Source organism: Pseudoalteromonas sp. NC201, from assembly GCF_002850255.1.
Taxonomy (GTDB): Bacteria; Pseudomonadota; Gammaproteobacteria; order Enterobacterales; family Alteromonadaceae; genus Pseudoalteromonas.
Genome location: NZ_CP022522.1, coordinates 3,911,964 through 3,935,889, shown reverse-complemented (window position 1 = coordinate 3,935,889; position 23,926 = coordinate 3,911,964). Strand labels below are relative to the sequence as shown.

Annotated in this window: 21 protein-coding genes; 10 read left to right on the top strand and 11 right to left on the bottom strand. The window is 39.5% G+C overall.

The window, feature by feature from the left end; all coding sequences use genetic code 11:
- The 10 genes from PNC201_RS17245 to PNC201_RS17200 all read right to left on the bottom strand — a co-directional run bounded on the left by PNC201_RS17245 (position 1) and on the right by PNC201_RS17200 (position 8,695).
- Positions 1 to 1,839, bottom strand: a complete 1,839-nt coding sequence (locus PNC201_RS17245) for a sensor domain-containing diguanylate cyclase (RefSeq protein ID WP_102057728.1) — start codon at positions 1,837 to 1,839, stop codon at positions 1 to 3.
- A gap of 8 nt (positions 1,840 to 1,847) precedes the next feature.
- On the bottom strand, positions 1,848 to 2,624 hold the full coding sequence (locus tag PNC201_RS17240; protein WP_102057727.1) for a TatD family hydrolase: 777 nt from the start codon (positions 2,622 to 2,624) through the stop codon (positions 1,848 to 1,850).
- The gene (locus PNC201_RS17235) at positions 2,624 to 3,124 is read right to left on the bottom strand and encodes a hypothetical protein (protein ID WP_102057726.1); all 501 of its coding nucleotides are present in this window, start codon (positions 3,122 to 3,124) and stop codon (positions 2,624 to 2,626) included. The genes PNC201_RS17240 and PNC201_RS17235 overlap by 1 nt, the downstream gene beginning before the upstream one ends.
- Positions 3,121 to 3,864 carry a twin-arginine translocase subunit TatC gene (gene tatC, locus PNC201_RS17230; RefSeq protein WP_010606880.1) on the bottom strand — a complete coding sequence of 248 codons (744 nt, stop codon included), beginning with the start codon at positions 3,862 to 3,864 and terminating at the stop codon, positions 3,121 to 3,123. The genes PNC201_RS17235 and tatC overlap by 4 nt, the downstream gene beginning before the upstream one ends.
- 111 nt (positions 3,865 to 3,975) lie before the next feature.
- Entirely contained in the window at positions 3,976 to 4,287 is a 312-nt protein-coding gene (tatB, locus tag PNC201_RS17225) for a Sec-independent protein translocase protein TatB (protein ID WP_010606879.1), read from the bottom strand.
- A 6-nt stretch (positions 4,288 to 4,293) separates the two neighbouring features.
- Positions 4,294 to 4,530: a Sec-independent protein translocase subunit TatA gene (tatA, locus tag PNC201_RS17220; protein WP_010376470.1), complete on the bottom strand. Its 237-nt coding sequence runs from the start codon at positions 4,528 to 4,530 to the stop codon at positions 4,294 to 4,296.
- A gap of 60 nt (positions 4,531 to 4,590) precedes the next feature.
- Positions 4,591 to 6,195 carry a ubiquinone biosynthesis regulatory protein kinase UbiB gene (ubiB, locus tag PNC201_RS17215; RefSeq protein WP_102057725.1) on the bottom strand — a complete coding sequence of 535 codons (1,605 nt, stop codon included), beginning with the start codon at positions 6,193 to 6,195 and terminating at the stop codon, positions 4,591 to 4,593.
- Position 6,196: 1 nt separating this feature from the next.
- Complete coding sequence (locus PNC201_RS17210) at positions 6,197 to 6,811, bottom strand: ubiquinone biosynthesis accessory factor UbiJ (protein ID WP_102057724.1); 615 nt, start codon at positions 6,809 to 6,811, stop codon at positions 6,197 to 6,199.
- Between the two features lie 8 nt (positions 6,812 to 6,819).
- Positions 6,820 to 7,575, bottom strand: a complete 756-nt coding sequence (gene ubiE / locus PNC201_RS17205; protein ID WP_102057723.1) for a bifunctional demethylmenaquinone methyltransferase/2-methoxy-6-polyprenyl-1,4-benzoquinol methylase UbiE — start codon at positions 7,573 to 7,575, stop codon at positions 6,820 to 6,822.
- A 118-nt stretch (positions 7,576 to 7,693) separates the two neighbouring features.
- Positions 7,694 to 8,695, bottom strand: coding sequence for a GGDEF domain-containing protein (locus PNC201_RS17200; protein WP_102057722.1), 1,002 nt, complete (start codon positions 8,693 to 8,695; stop codon positions 7,694 to 7,696).
- Positions 8,696 to 9,079: 384 nt separating this feature from the next.
- Here PNC201_RS17200 and PNC201_RS17195 point away from each other — a divergent pair, with 384 nt between their 5' ends.
- Entirely contained in the window at positions 9,080 to 10,861 is a 1,782-nt protein-coding gene (locus tag PNC201_RS17195; protein WP_102057721.1) for a DUF885 domain-containing protein, read from the top strand.
- A 75-nt stretch (positions 10,862 to 10,936) separates the two neighbouring features.
- On the opposite strand, the gene mtnK is transcribed toward PNC201_RS17195, so the two are convergent.
- Positions 10,937 to 12,139, bottom strand: coding sequence for an S-methyl-5-thioribose kinase (gene mtnK / locus PNC201_RS17190; RefSeq protein ID WP_102057720.1), 1,203 nt, complete (start codon positions 12,137 to 12,139; stop codon positions 10,937 to 10,939).
- A 120-nt stretch (positions 12,140 to 12,259) separates the two neighbouring features.
- Between mtnK and mtnA the strand changes: the two genes are divergently transcribed.
- The 9 genes from mtnA (at position 12,260) to PNC201_RS17145 (ending at position 23,161) form a co-directional block, all read left to right on the top strand.
- Entirely contained in the window at positions 12,260 to 13,282 is a 1,023-nt protein-coding gene (gene mtnA / locus PNC201_RS17185) for an S-methyl-5-thioribose-1-phosphate isomerase (protein WP_102057719.1), read from the top strand.
- Positions 13,283 to 13,384: 102 nt separating this feature from the next.
- Entirely contained in the window at positions 13,385 to 15,328 is a 1,944-nt protein-coding gene (locus PNC201_RS17180; protein ID WP_010606872.1) for an alpha/beta hydrolase family protein, read from the top strand.
- 277 nt (positions 15,329 to 15,605) lie between these two features.
- Complete coding sequence (locus tag PNC201_RS17175; RefSeq protein ID WP_158299135.1) at positions 15,606 to 16,661, top strand: helix-turn-helix transcriptional regulator; 1,056 nt, start codon at positions 15,606 to 15,608, stop codon at positions 16,659 to 16,661.
- 171 nt (positions 16,662 to 16,832) lie between these two features.
- Positions 16,833 to 18,326 carry a M61 family metallopeptidase gene (locus PNC201_RS17170; protein WP_102057717.1) on the top strand — a complete coding sequence of 498 codons (1,494 nt, stop codon included), beginning with the start codon at positions 16,833 to 16,835 and terminating at the stop codon, positions 18,324 to 18,326.
- A gap of 164 nt (positions 18,327 to 18,490) precedes the next feature.
- Positions 18,491 to 18,919 (top strand): GNAT family N-acetyltransferase, encoded by a 429-nt coding sequence (locus tag PNC201_RS17165; RefSeq protein WP_010606869.1) that lies wholly within the window; start codon positions 18,491 to 18,493, stop codon positions 18,917 to 18,919.
- Between the two features lie 42 nt (positions 18,920 to 18,961).
- Positions 18,962 to 20,572, top strand: a complete 1,611-nt coding sequence (locus tag PNC201_RS17160) for a serine hydrolase (RefSeq protein ID WP_158299134.1) — start codon at positions 18,962 to 18,964, stop codon at positions 20,570 to 20,572.
- 98 nt (positions 20,573 to 20,670) lie between these two features.
- Positions 20,671 to 22,068 (top strand): alpha/beta hydrolase-fold protein, encoded by a 1,398-nt coding sequence (locus tag PNC201_RS17155; protein WP_102057715.1) that lies wholly within the window; start codon positions 20,671 to 20,673, stop codon positions 22,066 to 22,068.
- 312 nt (positions 22,069 to 22,380) lie between these two features.
- The gene (locus PNC201_RS17150; protein WP_102057714.1) at positions 22,381 to 22,614 is read left to right on the top strand and encodes a hypothetical protein; all 234 of its coding nucleotides are present in this window, start codon (positions 22,381 to 22,383) and stop codon (positions 22,612 to 22,614) included.
- 76 nt (positions 22,615 to 22,690) lie between these two features.
- Positions 22,691 to 23,161: a hypothetical protein gene (locus tag PNC201_RS17145; protein ID WP_102057713.1), complete on the top strand. Its 471-nt coding sequence runs from the start codon at positions 22,691 to 22,693 to the stop codon at positions 23,159 to 23,161.
- Positions 23,162 to 23,926 lie beyond the last annotated feature (765 nt).

Below are 23,926 nucleotides of genomic sequence, written 5' to 3'. Positions count from 1 at the left end.
TTAGTTCTCCTGGTTAGGTTTGAAAGTAACAACGCGATTACGGCCTTGTTGTTTTGCTTGATACAAGGCTTTGTCTGCATTGTCCGTATAAAGTTGTGGGTTATGCGGATCGCAAACCACAGCGCTGTATATACCAGCGCTAGTGGTCATATTTAATGTGTTTTCCCCAAGTTTGATATTGAGCTCTTGGGTTGCGATTCTTAATCGCTCAGCTACTTCACGTGCGCCATCTTCAGCTGTATTTGGGAGAAGTAAAATGAACTCTTCACCGCCATAACGGAACACTTCGTCATGCGGTCGCCGCAAGTGTGACTTAATTAAATTGGCAAATTCGCAAATAGCCTGATCACCAGCCAAGTGGCCATATTTATCGTTAATTTTTTTGAAGTGATCGATATCAAAAATGACGAGGCTCAGTACTGTCTGTTCCCGTCTTGAGCGTCGTACTTCCATTTGTAAGCGCTTATCGAAGTAACGACGATTTTTCACTTTAGTGAGTGGGTCTTCCATGTTCATCCGTTCTAGTTCTCGATTTTTATCTTCGAGTTCTCGTAACGTGACTTGTAGCTCAAAAGTGCGCTCCTCAATATTGGATTCTAAATCATATTGTGCTTGTTCTTGGAGTTTGAGCTTCTCTTTTAATAAGGCATCTTCAGCTTGGGTATGCGCCAATCGTTGTTGTTGCTTAACCAGTTTTTCGTCTCTTTGAAAAATGTAAAGGCGTACTAGTAAATAGCTGAGTAAAGTCGCTTCTATCGCAAAAATACCAAAGTACCCCAAGTGATTTAAAAAGCTTCCAGACTGAACACCGAGTTCAACTGTAAATGGGTAGCTGATCACAATAAAGTGGCAAAGTGCAATCGCAATTAAGATATTGCGGTTTTTATCGCTAAATCGGGTAAGTATGTAGATAAGCATTAGTGCGATAATAAAACTTATACTTTGAGCTAATAAAAGTGACTGAGAAACTGGCAGAAAAGCGGTTATTACGAACAAACTCACTATGACCGCAATGATTCTTTTACGTGTAAGCAGAGGGTGAGCGAGTAACCTTCTTTCTGCGCAATAACTAGCAGTAGGCAACAGTAGTATACTGAGCAGCAAAGTCATGACACCTTGGCCATACTGCTGGAACCACTGCCAAGTAGAATACAAGTAGCGGTAGCCAAAGCCATAAATATGAGCGTTAAATAGCCAGATTATAGCGATGAATAAAGTTGCGCATAGAAAGTAACTTCTTTTGGTAACAAAATAAAGTGTGGCATTAGTTAAAGCGAGTGCTAATACAAAGCCTGCTAAAATCCCAAAAATAAGATTAAATTTACTCTTAAATTGAAGGTATTCGTTAGGCTCCCAGATAGCAATAGGTGCATTGAACACACCATCATCATTGATTTGCAAATATAAATGGCTTTGCGTTTGTGGCTGTAGCTCAAGTGGAATGACTAACGACTCATATTTAAGTGGTCGTCTTATCAGTGGTAGCGCATCACCCATATCAAGAGTAAATATAGGATGGTTTGGTTTAACATGATAAGCGGTCACCGCATCAATGAGGTTATTGTTTATACTGACTAACACCGGTGTGAGAGCATTATTCGCGTTGTGTATTGTAATCTTTAACCATAAAAATTTCTCAACAGGTCGGAGGCCTTTTGGAACTTGAATGCTTTCATGCCATTCGGCTGGGGCTGCAAGCAATTTAGCTAAAGAGGCGTCTTCACTCAGTGTATAACTTAACTTTATTTGGTGCTCTACCTTAAATGACTCAGAAATAGTCACAGTAGAAAATGCGGCGGAGCTGAATAACAATAAAAGTAAAGATAACACAATGCGCATTATTGGTTTTACCTCACAAACAATTGTTTAAAATTGGTAGTGGTTGTGGATATAACTTCTGAAACGGGACATTGTTTTAAGCGTGCTATTTGCTCAGCTACATAGGATAAGTACATTGGTTCATTGCGGCGAGATTTAGGTTTTGGGTTAATTGTTCTTGGTAGTAGGTACGGCGCGTCTGTTTCCAAAAGTAAACGGTCAAGAGGTATGTATTGAATGAGCTCTTGCAGCGTTGTGCCTCTACGTTCATCGCAAACCCAGCCTGTGATGCCAATCATTAGTCCGTAATCTAAGTAATGGCGCAGTGCGGTACGGTCACCAGTAAAACAGTGTAGTACTCCTTGAACTTTAACTTCTTGCAGTAGCGCAAATAGCGCATCGTGCGCATCTCTTTCATGTAGATACACTGGGTAGTTAATAGCTTCTGCTAGCTGCAGTTGCGTCAAGCACACGTTTTGTTGTATTGGCCTTGGTGAAAAGTCGCGATTAAAGTCCAAGCCACATTCACCAACAGCAATAGCCTTGTTGCTACTTTTTAAAAGAGTGAGGAGGTCATCGTAGAGCGTGTCAGGTGCATCTTTGGCATCGTGTGGGTGGACACCTGCTGTACAATAAAGTTGGTATTGCTCAGCGAGTGAAATACTTTGCTCGCTGCTTGTTAAATCGCAGCCAATTGCTAGCATAGATTCTATGCCTGCTTCTTTGGCTCTAGTAATTACCTCGGCCAAGTCGGATGAAAATTGCGAGCTGGTGAGGTTTACACCAGCATCGATCATCTTGTCCATTAGTTAACTCGTTTAACTCGTGTTGTGCGGTTTGAACCCGCTTTTTTCATCAAAAATGAGCCGAAAGAAGCACGCTCAATAATTAATGTGTCGCCCTCGTTGGCAAAAAAGGTCTCTGATGAAACTTGTCGCCATACTTGGTCATTGTCTAGAGTGAAGACCATTTTATTACGGCCTTGGGTAGAGATTTTAACTAGTTTAGCCGTAATTTCTTCGATTTCTTCGCTTGCCGCTTTAACTTTATACTCTAAGCCAAAACCATCTTCTTTCGACTCTATTTTTTCAACGCTTCGCGCTTCACTTACCTTATTTTTACTTGCGATTGCTTTGCCAGACTGCGCTTCAGTAATTGGTTTATTTGCAATCACATTGTCATAGCACATGAGCCGCTTAAAATCATTCTCAATCAGGGTACAAGCTTGTAGAGCCTGTGTATTGATCGGCTTTGCAGCGCAAAGAGAGGTAAAGCCAACTGCAAACAGTATCATGGTTTTTTTCATTCTTCTGACTCCTGTTGTTGTGGTTTAGTGCTATAAAATCTGGCTAGAATGAGCCCCAACTCAAACAAGAGTAGCATAGGTAGTGCCAATAAAGTTTGAGATAGAACATCAGGGGGGGTTAAAAACATTGCGATGACAAAAGCACCAACGACAACATAAGGCCGTTTCTCTTTTAAACTCGCAGGGGTTGTCATACCACTCCAACATATAAGCATGATGGCAACGGGAATTTCAAAGGCGATGCCAAAAGCAAAAAATAGCTTCAGGATAAAGCCAAGATAACTGCTAATATCTGGTGATAATGTCATCATCTCCGGTCCCACACTGGTAAAAAAACCGAGAATGATAGGCATGACAACAAAGTAGCAAAAGGCAATCCCGCCATAAAATAGTAGTACACTAGAAAGTAATATCGGTATAAGCATCCGCTTTTCATGCTTATATAAGCCTGGTGCGATGAAGCCCCACACTTGATGTAAAATAAATGGCACTGCAGCGAATAACGACACGAATAATGTTAGTTTAAAGGGGGCAAAAAACGGTGCTGTAACATCTGTTGCGATCATTGTTGTATTGCTAGGCAAGCTATTTACTAGCGGCGCCGCAACAAACGCATAGATATCATTGGCGAAATACACCAAGGAAACAAAGATAACGAAAACGCTCATTAACGCTCTCATTAAGCGGTTTCTTAACTCAACAAGGTGAGCTATAAATCCACTCTGGGCTGATTCTGTCATGTAACTTGACTCGTACGAATATAATGTCAATTGGATAAGAGAAAAGGTACTGCTTGGATGTCTAAATATCCAAAACTAGAACCCATTCTAACTATCTAACTGGTAGATTGATTAGTCTTTATTTTTATTATTTTCGGTTGATTTATAAGAATGTCTGACTGATTCAGCCGCTTCCTGTAATTCTTGAACGGATTGCTTGAGTTCGGGGGCCAAATCCTGCATTCCCTGTTGTTCCGCTTTCTTTAAATTATTATGTAGCTCGTGAACGCGTAACTCTTCACTTACTTCAGCTTTGACTGAATTAGCGACAGACTTTACCGTTTTTATCCATCTCGCTACGGTGCGGATTGCAACGGGAAGACGTTCAGGGCCAAGTACAATTAGACCGACGATAAGAACGACCACTAACTCCCACATACCCATGTTGAATTACACCTTATCTTTTTCTTTCTCTGATACAGGTTGTGCTTGCTCAGTTGTTGTATTTTTTAACTTTTCTGGCTCAGAGTCGGTCGCAGTTTGCTCATCCGATACCGCCTTTTTAAAGCCTTTAACTGCACCGCCTAAATCACTACCAATACCGCGTAGTTTTTTAGTTCCAAATAACAAAACAATGATGGCTAAAATAATAAGTAATTGCCAAATACTGATCCCACCGAATCCCATAATAACTCCATTGATACTTACTGCTTATGAATAATGATTATACGCCTAGCGAGCAAAAAATCACCCTGTTTTACGCCATGCGCCAATAAATACTAGCACGGCAATAATCGCAAGTAGGCTACTTGCGACAGGTTTGTCAAAAATAAAGCTCAATCCCGATATTATTGCAAAACTACTCGCTGCTAAGCCTAACAACAGCGGCTTTGTAGTAGTATCAGCTTTTTGTGTGACAGGTGGAGGTGGGCGGCGCTTGAGATTTTGATAAATCAAATCTGGCAGTTCAGGCATTTTTTCAGCCCAAAATGGTAAGTTTGCATATAGCTTTTTCGCCACCGCGAAAGGGCCTACTTGCTCTTGTACCCAATGCTCTAAAAATGGTTTTGCTGTTTTCCACAGATCTAACTGCGGATAAAGCTGACGCCCTAGACCTTCTACATACAGCAGGGTTTTTTGCAATAATACTAATTGTGGTTGCACTTCCATGTTGAAGCGCCTTGCCGTGTTAAACAAATTCACTAGCACATGGCCAAAAGAGATTTCTGCAAGCGGCTTGTTAAAAATAGGTTCGCATACGGTGCGAATGGCAAACTCAAACTCTTCTACGCAGGTATCTGCAGGAACCCAGCCAGAGTCCACATGAAGCTGTGCCACCTGACGATAATCACGATTAAAAAAGGCGATAAAGTTTTCGGCCAAATACCTTTTATCTTCACGGTTTAAGGTGCCGACTATGCCGCAATCTATGCCAATGTACTTAGGGTTATGAGGATTTTCACGAGCGACAAAAATATTGCCAGGATGCATATCTGCATGGAAAAAACTGTCACGGAAGACCTGTGTGAAAAAGACTTCCACGCCGCGCTCGGCCAGCAATTTCATATTGGTGCCTTGCGCCAACAAGGCTTCGGTGTCTGAAACCGGAATACCGTAGATGCGTTCCATCACCAGCACGTTTTTACGTGAATAATCACTATATACCTCAGGGATATACAGTGAATCTGAGTCTTCAAAGTTGCGTCTGAGTTGAATTGCGTTCGCGCCTTCTCGCATCAAGTCTAGCTCGTCGAGTAAGGTTTTTTTGTATTCCCTAACAACTTCCACTGGGCGCAGACGTTTTCCTTCGCTGAGTAAATTGACAACGATTTTAGCGAAACGCTCCATTAAAGAGAGATCGGCATGGATTTGTTTTTCGATATCGGGACGAATAACTTTGATCACGACATCCTTCAGATCTTCTTTGTGTTGTAGCTTGGCAGCATGCACTTGCGCTATTGAGGCTGAAGCCAGCGGTTTTGATTCAAATTCAGCAAAGTATTCATGAATATCGTCGATTTCTAGCGCTTGTTCAATGAGCTTTTGTGCCATCGCGGGGTCAAATGGTTGAACTTGATCCTGCAAAAATGCAAGTTCTTCGGCAATGTCTGGTGGCAGTAAATCTCGACGGGTCGAAAGCATCTGGCCGAACTTGATCCATACCGGCCCCAATGTTTGTAGCGCCAGGCGCAGACGAGTGCCTATTGGTTTGTCTTTATGTTTGTTGCGCAGCCAAAACAAACTCGCTCGAGCGAGTTTACCGTACCAAGGCTGCTTATGCGCAGGGACGATTTCGTCTAAACCATAGGTTAAAAATGTTTTGGTGATCTGATGCAAGCGAAGTAAAGACAACCTAATTTCCTTTGTTTTGCTGAAGTAATGCGCTGAGGCGTTGATTTAAACTTTCGACTTGATTGTTTAGGGTTCTCACTTGCTGCTTAAACTGTTGAAACTCGAGCGGATGGGGTGCAACTTTCAACTCATCTTGAAATAACCCAGTTAGTGTTGCCTTGGCTACCTGCCCATCTTGCTTTGCGCGATGCGCTAACTTATGAAAAGCATCTACGGCAACTTGTGCGGGTGCATCACCGACATATTTGGCGAGGTGCTCCGCCCAATCAATATCAAGTGTTGCCAACGCACTACTATATAGTTGTGCTAGTGCCAAATCCCCTTCAAGGTCGAGCTTATCTTGACGAATAAGCGCAGTGAGTTGGCTTGGGTCTTTGAGTTCAAGCAAGGTTGGTAAATCGGCACTAATTGAACAATCGGCTTCGCCATCAAAAGGGCATAGTACGTGAATGTTAATGCCTGTGTAAGTCACAGCTAAACAAGTATTTTGATCTCGAATATCAACACTGAGTACTTTGTGTTGGCCTTTACTTAGCACATGCTTTAGCTCAGGTGAGAGTTTAAGGCCTTTGTTTAAAGCCGTCTCAAGTACGGCGCCAAGTAATGAAGCTAACACAGCAACTCCTAGAATTTAAAGCCGCGATGAAGGGCGACGATGCCTCCGGTCATATTTTGGTAGTCAGTTTGTTCAAAACCGGCTTCATCCATCATGGATTTTAGCGTTTCTTGATCTGGGTGCATGCGAATAGACTCTGCAAGGTAGCGATAAGACTCACTGTCATTTGCAACTAATTTGCCCATGGCTGGGAGTAGTGTAAATGAATACATATCATACAACTTTGCCAGCGCCTCGTTATCTGTCTTTGAAAATTCAAGTACCAGTAAGCGTCCACCTGGCTTTAGTACTCTGTACATTGAGCGCAATGCTTTATCTTTATCAGTTACGTTACGTAAACCAAAGGCAATAGTGATGACATCAAAAGTATTATCGTCAAAAGGCAGCATTTCTGCGTTCATTTGAACGTATTCAATATTGCCAACAAGTCCCGAGTCGCGTAATTTTTCGCGGCCGACTTTAAGCATTGAGTCGTTAATATCGCCTAAAACAACTTGTCCTTTATCACCAACTAATTCGCTAAATCTTGCGGTTAAATCACCCGTACCGCCAGCAAGATCAAGTACTTTGTGACCAGCGCGTACACCTGAGCAGGCAATAGTTTGACGCTTCCACAAACGATGGATACCGAATGACATCAGATCATTCATGATGTCGTATTTTGCAGCTACAGAATGAAATACGTCTGCAACCATAGAGGCTTTTTCGTCGGTCTCGACTGTTTTGTATCCAAAGTGGGTAGTATTGTCTTGTGACTCTTTCATGTGGGTTCCATCATTACTCTGCAACTATGCTTGCTAGTGTACTTGATTGGTAGCCGTAGGTGCAATTTCTTATCCGTGTTGTATTGTTGAAAATGCAAACAAAAGAGGATATTGCGGATCAGTGACTAATATAACAGTGTTGGCCGAGAGAATGTGCCTTCTGTGCAGCGTAACCTGCGCGTTTTGCCAACATATTAAAGTCTTGCTCTGGTGCAAGTTGGGCTATTCCAAGGGCCAGAGAGACATTGGGTAGTGGAATTTTCCCTTTCGCGCTGACAAACTTTAATCGTTCAACACCTTTACGCACTTTTTCCGCGATAACACTCGCGGTATCTAAATCTACATCAGCAAGGATAACCGTAAATTCTTTTTTACCTGTGCGACCCGGTAAGCCGCTTTCAACGACATAACGTTTGATATTATTGGCGATACGATTAAGCACAACTTCACCCACAACGTCACCAAACCGCGTTGAAAACTCGTCAAGGTTATCAACTTGGATAGAAAGCGCACAGACAGATTTTTGCTGTGATTGCCATAGGGACACTTTTTGATGAAGATAGTGACGCTTATAAAGACCCGTTTGTGGGTCTAACAAGTGTTGTTTACGTAAGTCGAGTAGTAACTTTTGATTACGTTCATAATCTAAACGCGATTTTATTAACGCTTGTTTAAATTGTTTGTGCTGTTTTAGCAATAGCTCAGTTTGTTTGGTGAGTGTTGATAGTGCGCGCTTACTCTTTTGAATGTTGTGTTCATCTAAATTATGCACACATTGACTGACTTGTTGGGCAAAGCGAATAACCTGCTTTTGTGAGGTTTCTGCATTTTCGTGTAATTCAGTCACCAAAGAATCAACACCTTCAAGCAATTCAGATTGTGTTTTTTGTCCTTGATCTAGAAACTGATAGTAGAGTTGCTCAATGAATACACAGTCTATTTTTGTGTGCGCTTTGATGGTTTTGTTGATGGCACAGTCGAGATCTTTGTTCGTGGCGCTAATATGGGTATAAGCAACCTGATAATTTAAAGGCGTGGGCGGCAAATGATGTTGCTCTAAAAACAGGCACACCTGTGTCATTTTTTCTTGGGCAACAGCCATGGGATCATGGAACATCATTTCATTTACCACAACAATTAATTATCAAACGTTAATGAACTACCACCAACTCCATCGGTGTAACTCTTGTCCTAATTGCACTAGACCTACATTAATCTGTATCGTCCGAATTTAAAAGTAAAAAATTTGTCTTTGAAATAGAAAATTTACATTTTTTTGTTGAATTGCTGATTTTCTCATCAATTTTTACTAGGTTGAGTAAATTGTATTCGATCTGAGATATTCGTGATTCTGTCGAATTAAGTTGCATCTGTTACGGGACTCTCCTACTTTGACTAGCAGAAAGTTCATTTCACCATAACAAAGCTCAGAGCGATGGATAATCATTATTTTTTGGCTATTTTATCGCGAGCTGAGTAACAACAACGTATCGAGGAAGTCAGCGTGTTATCACCAAAATTAAAGCTGTGGACTAAGCGTTCAAGCGTCGCCGTTTATTTAACCGTCGCCTTATCAGGTTGTGCTATTACCGGAAGTGACAATAACGCTGAGTTTACTCAAATAGCTGGCAGCGTTATGAAATTTAGAAGTGATAACAATGCCTATGGTCGCAGTGATACAAAAGTAGAGTTTCTGCTACCAAACCTCAGTGCAGAAAAGTTGGCGACCACAAATCAGCAGCGTCTACAGTTTTTGGCTCAGCTCGACAATATCGACACTTCAGCGCTAAGTGAGGAAAATCAAATCAATCTCACTATTTTGCGTGCACAAGTGCAGAATAGCGTCGATGAATATCGTTTTCATAGTCACTATATGCCGCTCACCTCTGAATATGGTTTTCATTCCGGTCTGTCTTTTATGATCTCGAGTCATGACTTTAAGAAACGTGCTGGTTACGAGCTATATTTAGCACGTTTGCAGCAGGTTCCTCGTTATTTCAAGCAAAATATCGACTGGATGAAAGAAGGTATGGCGATTGGTCTGACTCAGCCGAAAGCGGTGCTTGAAGGTTATGAAAGTTCTATCGAAGCCTATATCGTTGATGATGTGACAAAATCTGAGTTTTATGGCCCGTTTACACAAAACCAAGCGGGTTTACCTGATACCGAATTTAAAACCCTGCAACAGCGTGCCAAAAAGATTATTCAAGGAGATGTGATCGCTGCATATCAAAATTACCTTAATTTCTTTGTCAATGAGTATCGTCCTGCGGCTAGAACTGAAATTGGAATTTCTTCGACACCAAATGGTGAAGCGTTTTATGCGAATCGTGCGAAATACTACACCACCACGAATATGACGCCAAAAGAGATCCACGAGCTTGGTCTTAAAGAAGTGGCTCGGATCCGTGCAGAAATGGAAAAAATCATTAAAAAAGTAGGCTTTAAGGGATCTTTTGCTGACTTTGTGCAGTTCTTAAGAACCGATCCACAGTTTTATGCTAAAACCCCCGAAGCGTTGCTTAAAGAAGCTGCATATATAGCAAAGAAGATGGATGCCCAGCTACCTAAGCTATTCCATACATTACCAAGAAAGCCATACGGTGTCGCTCCAGTGCCTGCGAGCATTGCACCTAAATATACAACCGGGCGTTACTCTGGTGCACGTAGCGATACTGATGCAGGCTACTATTGGGTAAATACCTACGCTCTGGATAAGCGCCCGTTGTATGTATTAGAAGCATTGACTCTACATGAGGCCGTGCCTGGTCACCATTTGCAGATCTCCTTGAATGCCGAGCTTGATTATCTACCGGAATATCGTCGTAACGAATATATTTCTGCTTTTGGTGAGGGATGGGGGCTATATTCTGAGTTTTTGGGTATCGAAGCCGGGTTTTATCAAGATCCTTACAGTGATTTTGGTCGCTTAACCTACGAGATGTGGCGAGCGGCTCGTTTGGTTGTAGACACTGGCATGCATATGTTTGGTTGGAGCCGCGAGCGAGCGATGAACTTTATGAAAGACAACACTGCATTGTCCTTACATAATGTTAAAACGGAGACTGATCGTTATATCTCTTGGCCGGCTCAAGCGCTGTCATACAAAATTGGTGAACTAACCATTAAGCGGCTACGTCGCAAAGCAGAAAAAGCACTGGGCGATCAGTTTGATATCCGTGAGTTCCACCATCAAATCTTACGTCATGGTTCTGTACCATTGTTTGTGCTTGAAGACCAAATCGACAAATATATTGAAACCACGATGAATCAAGCACGTAAGTAATCGAGATTATCCATTTAATAAAAAAGCCCAAAGTAGTAACCTTGGGCTTTTATCATTTTATTAGCCTAAGCTAGTTTAGTTTACAAAACTAATAATTAGCTGATACACATCATCAGTCGTTCGGCATTTATTGGCATTAATGATGAGCTGTTCACCTAAGTGCAGTGCTCGCTGTTGTACCGCTAAGCGTGCATCTTCATCTTCAATCGCATCTATGTCCGCAACATGTGCGAGACCAATGGTGCGGCGGATCAATTCACACCCACAATAACCAACCGCGTCTTGCAATACCTTAGTGAGGAAGTATTCCGCGTAGCCATCTGCTTGCAATGACAGGTCGCGTGTTTGTGTTTTTGCCAGTTCAAGCCAAGTTACATAGAAGTTAGATAGGGTGGTGGCGATACTATCGAGTAAATACACTTGCATATTTCGACGTTTTGGCAGAGCGTTAATGCGAGCATGTTGGGCACAGTAGTTGAGCAATAAATTGCCGATAAATGAGCCTAAATCAAAGCCAATGGGGCCAAAAAAGCCAAACTCTGGATCGATTAGCTTAGTGTGCTTGGCATCGACGAAAATACTACCAGTATGGATATCACCGTGGAGCAAGGCTTCTGGTGCATTGAGAAACTGGGCTTTGAGCTTTGCCACTTCAACTAATAACGTCTTATTGTTTCTTAGCATTTCCACAGACGATTGCAATGCGGCTGGAAAGTTGTTTCTTTCAGCATCGCGGTATGGGTCGTCGAAGAACAAATCTTCAGTGATTGCGCACAGCTCAGGATTAGTAAACTCGGTGACTAGGGCTTTCTTTTCACTCGGTGTTAAGTAAAAACTTGAGTGATAAAAGCTGGTTTTTGCTAGGTAATTTGCGACGTCTTTGCTGAGTCTTGCAAAGGTGTTTGCTTGGTTTAATTCACCGCGCAAAATGCGTAGATGACCAAGATCTTCCAACACAGTTACCGCAAGCTCTTTATTGTGGTGCAGCACTTTTGCTGTGGTATCTGGGCAGATCTCACCATGGCGTTGTAACACACTAGCTTCAATTCTGGCTCTGTCTAACGTCAGTGGCCAGCTCTCACCCACACATCGAGCGTAAGGCAAAGCTTGCTTGACGATGATGCTATTTTCTTGCGTATCTTGCACGCGGAAAACCAAATTCAGATTGCCATCACCAAACTCATAACAAGATAAGGTTGCATCTTTATCAAAGAAACTTCCTAAATTAGTAATGTAATCAATAACTTTTTCTGCATCAAATTCAATGTAGCTCGACATGTTTCTGCACCTTGTGGATATTTGCTATTAGCATTCTATATTTTTAAATGTTTAGATGTCTATACTTCTTTAGATCTTGATGTAAAATATCATTAGTACACTTTGAAAGAGCGGGATGTCATGAAAACCTTAATTGCACGTAGTCTTAAATTCGAATCGGGCGTGGTACAGGTATTGGATCAATACTTACTGCCACATCAACAGGTGTGGCATGAATGCCGCGACGTTGCGACGATGAGCGAGCTAATTCTGACACTTAAGGTTCGCGGTGCTCCGCTTATTGGTTTAGCGGCAAGTTTGTTAATTGGTTATCTTGCCGAACAGGGAGAAGACAAAAACACAATTGCTCGTTCGATAGATGAACTTGAAGCAACGCGTCCTACAGCGGTGAATTTAATGCACTGCATGGCGAGATTGCGTGAAGCGTTACAAGCGAATGATTGGCAACAACAAGTGATCACAACCGCTGAACAGTTATTTGAAGAAGACACTGCGCTATGCGAGCGTATGGCAAACATAGGTGCAGAGCTTGTGAATGCGGGAGACAATATTCTTACCCACTGCAATACTGGCGCGCTGGCAACGGCAGGTGTAGGCACCGCACTTGGCGTAATTCATCATGCTGCAAAACAACATGGTGACATTCATGTTTGGGTTGATGAAACTAGGCCACTGTTACAAGGTGGTAGGCTCACCGCGTTTGAACTAGATGCATGGCAAATCCCATACACGCTAATCTGTGACAATATGGCTGCGAGTTTAATGGCGGCGGGTAAAGTCGATAAAATCTTTGTGGGGGCAGATAGGATTGCGGCAAACGGTGATTTTGCGAATAAAGTCGGCACTTATAATCTAGCAGTGTTAGCCCATTTCCATAATATTCCTTTTTATGTGGTTGCCCCGATCACAACATTAGATAGCAGCTGTCCAAATGGCGCAGCCATTCCAATTGAACAACGTGCCAAAAGCGAAGTAACTGGTGTCAGTGGCAGCTTTGGTGATTGCCAATGGGCACCCAACAATGCTGAGGTATATAACCCTGCATTCGATGTTACACCAGCGAGTTTGATCACTGGGTGGGTGTTGGATACGGGATTATTTACGGCTGAGGATGTTGCCAAGGGAGAATTTTTACAAAGTTAAACATTTGTAAATTATACAACTACCTAAGTTACTAAACTCTTGTTACAATGTACCCATTAAAGTGATGACTATTTTTAATAATAATGGAGAAGTTATAACAGGATGAAAAAGTTACTTATTTTAATTCTTTCCTTGATGGCGACAGCTGTGTTTGCTCAGCAAGACATACCGTTGGAGGCGTTTAGCAAAGGTAGTGAGTTTTCAAGTGTAAAAATATCACCAAACGGTGAATACCTAGGCTTTATCACTAAAGCTGAAGGAAAAAGTATCTTGGGTTTTCTAGAGCTTGATGGATTTAAGGTTATTCATGCTGTGAGATTCAACGGTAATGCCCAAGTTGGTCGTTATGAGTGGGTTAACGACAACCGTGTAGTACTTGAGAAAGAGTATATCCGAGGGTGGCGAGATCACCCTGAGTATCATGGCGAATTATTTGGTGTAAATGTTGACGGTAGCCGAGGGAGATACTTAGTTGGATATCAAGGTGAAATTCAAACCGGATCACGACTGAAAAAAGCGACACCTCTGTATGGCACTTCCTACATCCTTGACCCTTTGGTCAATGATGAAGATAAAATGCTGATCGTGACTTATCCGTGGTCAGGCTCTAAGGAGCCAGTAACTGTGGTATACGAAGTCAACGTCCATTCAGGTGTTAGACGAAAAGTCTCTATATCTCCGCGTAGGATGGGGCGTTTTTTGACAGATCATCAAGGGGAGGTGAGAGCTGTTGCTTCGACTGATGATAATGGTAACACATCTGTATTTATAAAAAATACAAAAGATAGTGACTGGAAAGAGTTAACACTAGCACAAGATCTTGATGACTATTGGCTACATGGTTTTGATGAATCGGGTAAATTGGCGTATCTATCCGCTGCAAAAGCAGGAGAGCCGCGAGGGGTTTATCAACTGACACTGGAAACTGGCAAGCTCAAGCATTTTTTCCAAGACAAATTAGTTGATCCATCTAAAATATGGCGTGATCCGGTTAATCAAACTCCTTTCGCAATTGAGCTCGATCCGGATTATCCGACGTATGCGTTCGTAGATCAAGATTCAATATGGAGCCAACGACTAAAGTCGCTTATAGCTTCAATACCGGGGAATCAGATCCGCATAGTAAGTGGTACTCGAGATGGCAGCAGAGTTATCGTTTTTGCTGGTAGTGATATTAATCCTGGAAATTACTATCTATTTGATAGCAAGAAAAATCAACTTGGGTTATTAGTCGCAAACCGTAGTTGGATTGATCCTAATAGTATGTCAACGATGGAAGCCATCAGTTTTAAAGGACGTGATGGAATTACTATTCACGGGTACCTCACCACACCACAAGGTAAAGAAAAGAAAAACCTTCCTTTGATTGTTATGCCGCATGGTGGACCTCATGGACCAAGAGATTATTGGCAGTTTGACCCTGAAGTGCAAATGCTCGCGAGCAGAGGTATGGCTGTATTACAAATTAACTTTCGAGGGTCAGGTGGTTATGGAGATGCATTTGAAGAGCTTGGCTATAGAAAGTGGGGCAAAGAAATTCAATATGACATCATTGATGGAACCCGTGACTTAATCTCTAAAGGTATCGCTGATAAAAATCGGATTTGTATTATGGGAGCGAGCTTCGGTGGTTATTCGGCATTGCAAAGCGCAATATTAGAACCAGACTTATTCCAATGTGCTGTAGGTGTGGTTGGCGTATATGATTTACCACTGATGTTTGAAGAAGGTGATATTGCTCAGCGTAGTTCAGGGGTCGCATATTTAGAACGTGTACTTGGCACCGATGAAAAGCAGTTAAAGGAATTTTCTCCAAGCTATAATGTCGAGAAGCTTAAGGTTCCAGTCCTTATCGTACATGGTGGTGAGGACCAAAGAGCGCCAATTGAACAAGCGGAATCTTTAATTGATGCACTGAAAAAGGCTGATAAGCCTTATCAGTATTACTTACTTGAAGATGAAGGGCATGGTTTCTATAAACCGGAACATCGTCTGAAATACTTTAAGAAAGTGCTGGCATTCTTAGAAAAGCCCATGCAGTTATAGTAATAAAGTACAATAATAGCCAGCAATTGATGCTGGCTATCATATTTCTCAACTAACACCTTCAATACTTATCTTATTCGAACTGAGCAAAGCTTTTTAAATTCAAGAACAGTTCAAAATCACGCCACATGCTAGGTGAAATCACACATAATCGGTTATGCTTTATCCAAAGCTTAGCCATTCATTATGACAGCTTCAAATGCTCACGATGCAGATTAATTTTCTTGTAATAGAGCGCAATAGGCACTACCGATTATATAAATTAATAAGGGAATCGATGTTTTCACAAACCGTTCAGTTGCAGCCAGTAAACATCTTGCAAATAGCTTTTACAGTGGTTTCGGTGTTAGGAGTGATTTTAGTCTGGAAAATGGATAGATATCGAGGCGTCTTATTTCTTTTCATATATTATTCTATCTTAATGATATTTAATTTATATGAAGAAACACGAGGTCAAGATGGGTATATAGTAACTCCCATTTTTACACTAATTAAAGGGCCAATAGTCTACTTTTTAGTTAGATGGATAATTAATGAAAAGCCTATAGCTTCTAAATTAAAGTTTCTGCATGTGGCACCTGCAATTTTAGCATTACCCTTCACGCAACATGTCCAGCTTATTATTTTGATTGCGACATTTAGTCAAATTACCTACTTAATTGCTTCTTTAAAGCTAATAAAGCGATATCACTCCATATCAATGGCCGTCCGCTCTGATGCACTGTCATTAAAGTTAGATTGGGTTAACAAGATAATTTATGTTTTCTTTATCTTTGCTCTAGTAGATCTTTTAAGGTTAAATTTGCAGCCATTTAACGCCATTGAGATAAAGGCTGGTTGGTATTTTATTGATGTATTGGTGGCGCTGCTTTTGATGTGTTTTCTAGTAGTTAAAACTGCTCATCAACCTGAGCTATTTGATGATATGGTTCCCTATGAAGACTTGAAGGTGAAAGTTTTAGAATGTGAACAACAATCTAACTTAAAATTAGCACAACAATTATGTGAAGATATTACAAAAGTAGTATTAGAAAAAGAGCTTTATAAAAAGCCAAGGTTATCACTAATAGAAGTTGCGAATGAAACAGGTTTTAAGTTGAAAGACGTTTCTTGGTCTATAAATTTTGCTACAGGTTATAACTTTTGTGAATTCATTAACAACATGAGAGTCAATGAAGTTAAGAAACAAATTGTTCTGCCACAAGAATCTCACAAAAGTATCTTAGAAATAGCTTTTGATTCAGGTTTTAACTCAAAATCTGTTTTCTATAGTACATTCAAATCTACGGTAGGAATGACTCCTAGTAAATACCGAAGTTCACAAAAACAGTGAGTTAACCGGTCCTATTTAGTCCCAAATCATGATTTGGGAAGACAGAACTAATTAAAAAACGGATAGTGTTGTAAATTCGATTTGACTACCAAGTGCACCAGCCGTCTCCAATGCTAATTGAAGGCTGCTTCAATGCTAGTCGTAAGATAAACACTATTTTGTAGGTTTTATATGTTCAAAACTATAGCCGTTACACTTTCCTTTGCTTTTTACTCCTTGCTTTTTTCACCTCCAGCATTAGCTGATCATTACACTGTTTTTATCACTAAGAACAACCCCAGAATAGCGAAAGTTAAAGCAGTTCTTTTCCCACATGGTCATGTTATTTCCATGAATGAGCAAAATGTTCATGGTTTGAAAAATGGCTGGGGAGGATTTGTAAGAAACCTCACAGTATTAAATTCAGATGGAGAAACTATTCAGATTTCTGAGGTTGAAAATAGTAAATGGGAACTAATTGGATACGAAAATGGAAAGATTACTTTGTCATATGATGTCGTTTTAGGACACGACACAGTAATTCCTAAGATAAAATTTGGTGATAATGGAGCTGCTTATGCAACAGAAGATGGTGTAATGTGGGCTGGACGTGCTCTATTTATTGCAGGGAAGCCAAGTAAAAAAGTAAATATAAAATTTGAAACCCCCAATTCTTGGGCCATTACTACTCCTTGGGAAAGTGTTAATGATAGTACAACTGAATTCTACGTGGAGGGGACGAGTGATCTGCAAAACTCAGCATTCTTTGCGGGTGAGCATACTCAAGGTTCTTTTAAAGCAGGAAATGTACAACTAAGAACGGCTTTTTCAGGTGAATATACTCGTAAAATGGTTGACGATATAAATCAGAAAGTTGACCAATTTTTTCAATATTACGGAGCTCAATATCAATCACCTTTAAAATCTAGAATGGTTCTTATAGTTTCAGATCGTAATGATGGAGGAGGGGAAGTCATGGGCAAAGCAATATCAATATCGGTAGGTCCAGCTGACAAAAAACTTTTAGATAAAAGTAGAAAAATCCCCTTGGGTATTTCACGGCTAGTTGCTCATGAGCTGTTTCACGGTTTCGCATTCAATCAGTTAGAAGTTGATGATAAAGGTGATAAGTCCGCATTATATGAATGGTTTAATGAGGGGTTTGGAGCTGAGTATGCTTCTCAAATTGCACTATTAAGAATAGGTATAAAAAATGAGTCTGAATTTTTAGATGGTATTTTATATAGAATGAAAGAATATGAAGCTGAAGCCGATGGAAAGTTAACTCTGATTAGTGCTGGTGCTGATAAGTCTGATAAATCTACCACTGTTTATTGGGGAGGCATGATTGCAGCTCTTACTCTTGATTTCAAAATCCGAGCCAAAAGTGAAGGGAGACGAAATTTAGATGAGCTGTGGAGATATTTACTACAAAACTATCCAAGAGGTGGAAAAGAGATGAATTTGAATGAGCTATATAAATCAGTAAGTAAATTATATGGAGAATCAATGGCCTTAGAGTTTAAGGATTATGTAACAGTTCCTAATGTTATTCCATTTTATGACGCCGCGAAATTAATGGGGCTGAAATATAATGGTAGGAAACTGCTCAGAGATAGCTTAGCTACTAAAAGTCAGAAATTGTTATGGGAAGAATTTGTTTTAGGGAAAGGAAGTAGTTTATAGATCTAACTTTGTTGAATTTATAATTTTTATTTTTAGTGTGGTGTTGAGATAAGTTGATTTTTAAATGTGTTAGTCCTTTTTAAGTGAAGTAGGTGGCTCGTCATGAATTTAAAATTCTGCTTTTGTGTTTGGTTTTATAAAATTAAGTGAGCGATTATATTTTTATGAAAGAAAGATCGATTTTAGATGTGAAAATCCAACATAACGCGCCAAAAGTAAAGGAGTTTATTGATTTACGATGTATCGTAGGTTGGGAAAAACAAGATACAAAGACAGCTTCAAAAGCATTGGCAAACACCTTGTTTCATGTCGTTGCAAGATTAGATTCAAAGCTTATAGGAATGGGAAGAGTGATTGGTGATGGAGCTATGTTTTATTACATTCAAGACGTAATTGTCGACCCTAAATATCAAAGTATGGGAGTTGGAAATTTATTAATGGAAAAAATTGAGGTGTATTTATCAGAAAATGCAAACGCTGGAGCTACAGTAGGACTTTTTTCCGCAAATGGTAAAGAGACATTCTACAAAAAATATGGATATTTAGAAAGAGATGGTAGTCAGTTAGGTTTTGGTATGTGCAAGTTTTTATAATAAAAGTGTTTTTTATTTGGGGCTTTAATGATGGCTTGTGCAATGTTTGAAACTAAAATATTTAATTTTTTTGGTTTTGTTTTTATTAGCTTTTTTGTTTCAAGTTATTTGTTTGCTGCTGAAATATACCCAGCTGTTACTTGGCTTCATTACAAATCTCCAGAACAGGCTGGCTTTACTTCAGAGCGATTAGATAAAATTAAAAAGTTTTACAATAAGAAGTCCTTCTCAGCGCTTTTAGTAGTTAAAGATGGCGCCATTGCTATAGATTGGGGGGAGAATGACCGAAGGTTTCCTATACATTCGATTAGAAAGAGCTTATTGAGTGCACTATATGGGATTCACTCTAGTTCTATCAACTTTCAAGCAAGCCTTGCAGATCTAAACTGCAATGATAACTCATTGCTGACTGATCAAGAACTATCAGCAAAGGTTTTTGATGTTATATCGTCTCGGTCTGGAGTCTACCTTCCTGCAGCCGCCGAAAATAATGAAATGAGATTAAACAAGCCAGCTAGAGGTAGTTATAAGCCAAGCAAGTATTGGTGGTATAACAATTGGGATTTTAATGTTGCAGGTACTCTGTTTTCGAAAATTACTGGAGAGGAAATTCTTGGGTCAATTGCAACTCAATTGGCAGCCCCTTTACAGATGCAAGATTACCGAGTTACAGACGGATATTATGTAAAGGCTGAGTCTGAACATTCAGCTTTTCAGATTAGGATGTCATCCCGCGACTTAGCTAGGTTTGGTTTATTATATGCTAGAGGTGGGGTTTGGAATGGCAAACAGTTGATTCCTCATGAGTGGGTTGTTAAAAGCACTAGCGCTATAAGCAACACGAATATGGGTGATAAATACCCTCCTTATTTCGGCCTTATGTGGTGGGTTGAAGAAGATGGTAGTTTTAGTGCCAGAGGGAATGGAGGGCATACTTTAGCTGTTTACCCTTCTCTAGATATGGTGGTGGTTTTACGTACTGATACATATTTGGAACACACGGTTTCTGCCAAGTCAATTCATAAAATGCTCAGCGGCATTATTGCTATTTCGAAGGGTCAACAGCATTCGAAACCGAGTTTGATTACTGAAACACAACAAGAGGCTGATAAAAAACAGATCCCTGAACTATATCGATTTAATAATGCAAGCATTGCTTTAGATAATGGGCTTTTAGTTAGCATCAACTTCAAAAATGAGACTTTATTTGTTGATTGGGGAACGGGAAAATTTGAACTTAGTTACTTGAATAATAATCGCTTTATTATTTCTGATCTCCATGAGCCACTAGAAATTGAAGTAAATGATGTTGGTGAGCTAATTGACATTAAAACACCTAAGTTGTTTTTTATACAAGCAGCAACAGCTGCTAAATATGATGATTTATTAATCGCGGAAAGCTGGGTTGAAAAAGCCATTAAGATGAACCCTAACTCGCCAATACCTTATGTAAACCTGGCCAAAATACAGATTGAAAGAGGTAATAAAGAAGGTGCAAAAGAAAACCTACAAAAAGCCTTATCTATTGAGGTTAATAACAAGCAGGCAAAAAAGCTTTATCAGAAAATCTTATTAAAGCAGTGTTTTTTCCCTGGTTTAATGATTTTGATACTAGTTGGATTTTATTTAAGGTCGTATAAAGGTAAAGTGTGATTTTAACCTTGTTTTTATATTTTTAGTTGGTGGTGTGTTAATTTTAATCTTTGTGGTTTCGGGTTGGTTCTCAAGAGATAATTGTGTAAGGTTTTTAAATGAAATATATTGTTGTTTTTATAATGTCATTAATTCTATCTTGTAATGTTGCTATATCAAATGAGGGATTTTCAAATTACGAAGTGGTAAGTGAAAAGTTTAATTACTACTCAGCTTCACATAACGAAAATAGAGTAATACTAGTTAGTTTGCCTAAAAGTTACGCGTTGGATAAAAAAAGGAAGTACCCTGTCTTATATGTTTTAAATGCAGAGAAAAACCATATATTGGCGACAGAGATTGCAAGCTTCCTTGCATCAAAAAATCAAATTCATGAAATGATTGTGGTTGGGCTACCTAGTAAGGATAATTACTTTAATGAGAACCTTCCTTTTCTAAACTCAGAGTCATATACCATTTCCGAATTAGCAAAAAAGCACGAAAAATTTATAAGAGATGAAGTCACGCAATTTATAAGTGAAAAGTTCAGGATAAACAATACCAAGTTTATAGCTGGGCACTCAATGGCTGGCCTATTTGTATCATACTTGTTTTTGCAAAACCCTACTGGCTACAATGGACACATTGCAATTAGTCCTGCATTTCACCATGCTAAGCAATTTAGTAAGAAGTTAAAGCTGTACTTCACTAATTCAAGAGTTAATGAGGGAGCAATCTATTTCTCTTTAGGAGGGCTAGAGCACTCTCTAATTACAAAAGAATTTAACCACGTCGTTGATATATTCAAAAGTAATGTCTCAGGTAATTTGTATTGGGGAGCTGAAATTTTGAAATATTCTGATCACAATACAACTAGTTTGAGTGGGATGATTCAGGGTTTGAGTTGGTTATATAATGGACTTTCTCTTACTGAGGAATTTATTTCTGGTCGTTCTTTTGAAGATGTTATATTGCATTATGAAAATTTATCAAAAAGAATAGGCTACCCTATTATACCAAGAGAAAACTCTCTCCTAGGAATGGCTTCATTCTGTATGTCTAGAACAAAAGATTACAGTATGGCGAATCTACTTTTGAACCTTTCAAATCACTACTACCCTGATTCTGTTTTGAGTAGGAAATCATTTCATATATATGGGAATTGGATGAAAGGAGGATTGTCAGCTATTTCGAGTTCAACGTCTAAAGCTGATGATTTAGATGAATCTATCTTAATATCATTAGCTTACGATCGTTTAAATAGTGATGAAGTAGGAGAAGCTATTGAGCTGTTAAAGTTTGTTGTTGGCTATTTTCCTAATTCGATAAATGGATTTGATAGTTTGGGTGAAGCATATGAAAAAGGAGGAGAGTATGACTTGGCTAAGCTTGCATATAGAAAAGCGTTGGAGTTGTCTATAGAGGGAGATGACCAAGAATTAATAAACATAGAAAAAAGAAATATTGCGAGAGTTAAAAAACTAAGCGCGAAAGTATTACAGCAAAGTAAGCTATGAAATCGAAACTTAATCAAATGGGAAAAGACGTCGTAGGAATATATGCTAGTGTGATTATTTGGAGAAGCTGACCGTGTTCTGCACTTGGTGCTCATGACTATATGATAACAAGACCCTAAAAAGGTGTTAGATCATTCAGTTTAAGGGAATCAATACACAAACCATAATTGACAGTGTAGTTTAAAGGTGCCTGGGCTTGAACTCAGAGTGTGTTCAACGAGCGGAGAGGCCTGAAATGGTATCAATAACGGCTGGACAACTAAAGATAAACATCGTCTTACAATGTTGATTCAACGGTAATAGGGGTTATACATGATTAAAGGTAGTTCTAAAAGAAAGAGTGTGGAAGATAAAGGAAAATCTAAAATGACCTTTTATTTTTTGTTTGCACTTTCAATTGCTACTTTTCTATTTTTTATGATGCCGAACTACAATAATGGTGATAATTTGTTTCCATTAATTGTAGTGTTTATAGCATATTGTGTAGGTGGGGTAGGTATTTACTTTTATGTTTTTCATCCTTCTGGAAGTAGGTTGGAAAAGTAAAGTGTATATAAGTGGATATTTTTTAATTTTTATATTGATTATTTTAAATTTTATTAATAAGAAAGGGTGAAATATTATGAGTGCTAAAAAAGGTGTTATCTTATTGGCTATAGGAGCTACTATTTTCTTCAGCACGGCACTAGCGCATCTTTCTTGTATTTACTTTGGACCTCAGTGTTATTCATCACAGATGGCTCCTCCCGAGATTATCGAGTCTGCAATGAAAGGGACTCTACTAGCCCCAATCGGAACAACTCTAGTGTCTGCGATATTCATGGTGCTTGGGTTGTATGCATTATCTGGTGCAGGGCTATTGCGCAAACTTCCTTTATCGAGGTTTTGTATTTATCTAATTGCGTTTGTATGCATTATCCGAGGCGTTTTACCTATTCAATTGTATTTTCGCCATCCTGACAAAACAAGCAACATTGTCTTATCCATTGGTATTACTTGGTTGCTAGTTGGCTTGTTATGTTTTTTCGGATATAGAACGGTAAATAAGCAAACAGTCGGACACTTTGATAAAAATAAGGAAGAAGCAAGGTAATTTATTGATTATGATTCATAAAATGGTAAGTGTTACGCATTTTTCGACTAGGCCGATTAAGGTGAGTTTACTTTTGAAATGATTGAAAGTATTCACAAGATGACAGTCGCGAATTCAAGTTTGAAGTGCATCGCTCGCAAAATTAGGCTGCTTTTGCCTAATTCATCGAATATAACCGCTTGTTGTCTAAACCCTGAACATTTTCTGGGCCTCGTATTGAGTGCCCGTTATCTATTCAGGGCTCCACCTTTTTCTAATCCTAACTCAACAAACGCAATGGGGGATTGGTGCATTTAGCTGCAAGTCGTTTTCGTTTATGCACTGTTGAGTGGGCGATTTCAGCCAAATAATGACATCGAATACTATTGTACTATGACTCACTTTTAGCTTGTTTCTATCACCCTATAAAACTCATTGCGTAAACAAGCCTTAACTTGGTATCTGCTCTTATCTTCTGGCGATTACAGAGTACCACCAACAAGCAATTGATGCTTTCTCACCCTTTAATCATGATTGATGGATTTATTATCTGAATTCGCGAGCTATTTCCGTACTCCGAAATGGCTTATAGGCTTAATGCTGTAGGTATAAAACGACATATTCGCATTGTTATCGTTATCTAACACTTCACTATTTGTTGTTCCAAAGGCTAAAAATAATTTCATTATTTTTGTAAATATTTGATTTTAAAGCTAATAAAAATAAATAAATTCATGATGACTCGATAAGCGACTTAAATTTCTTTGGCTTGTAATCTTGTTGCCA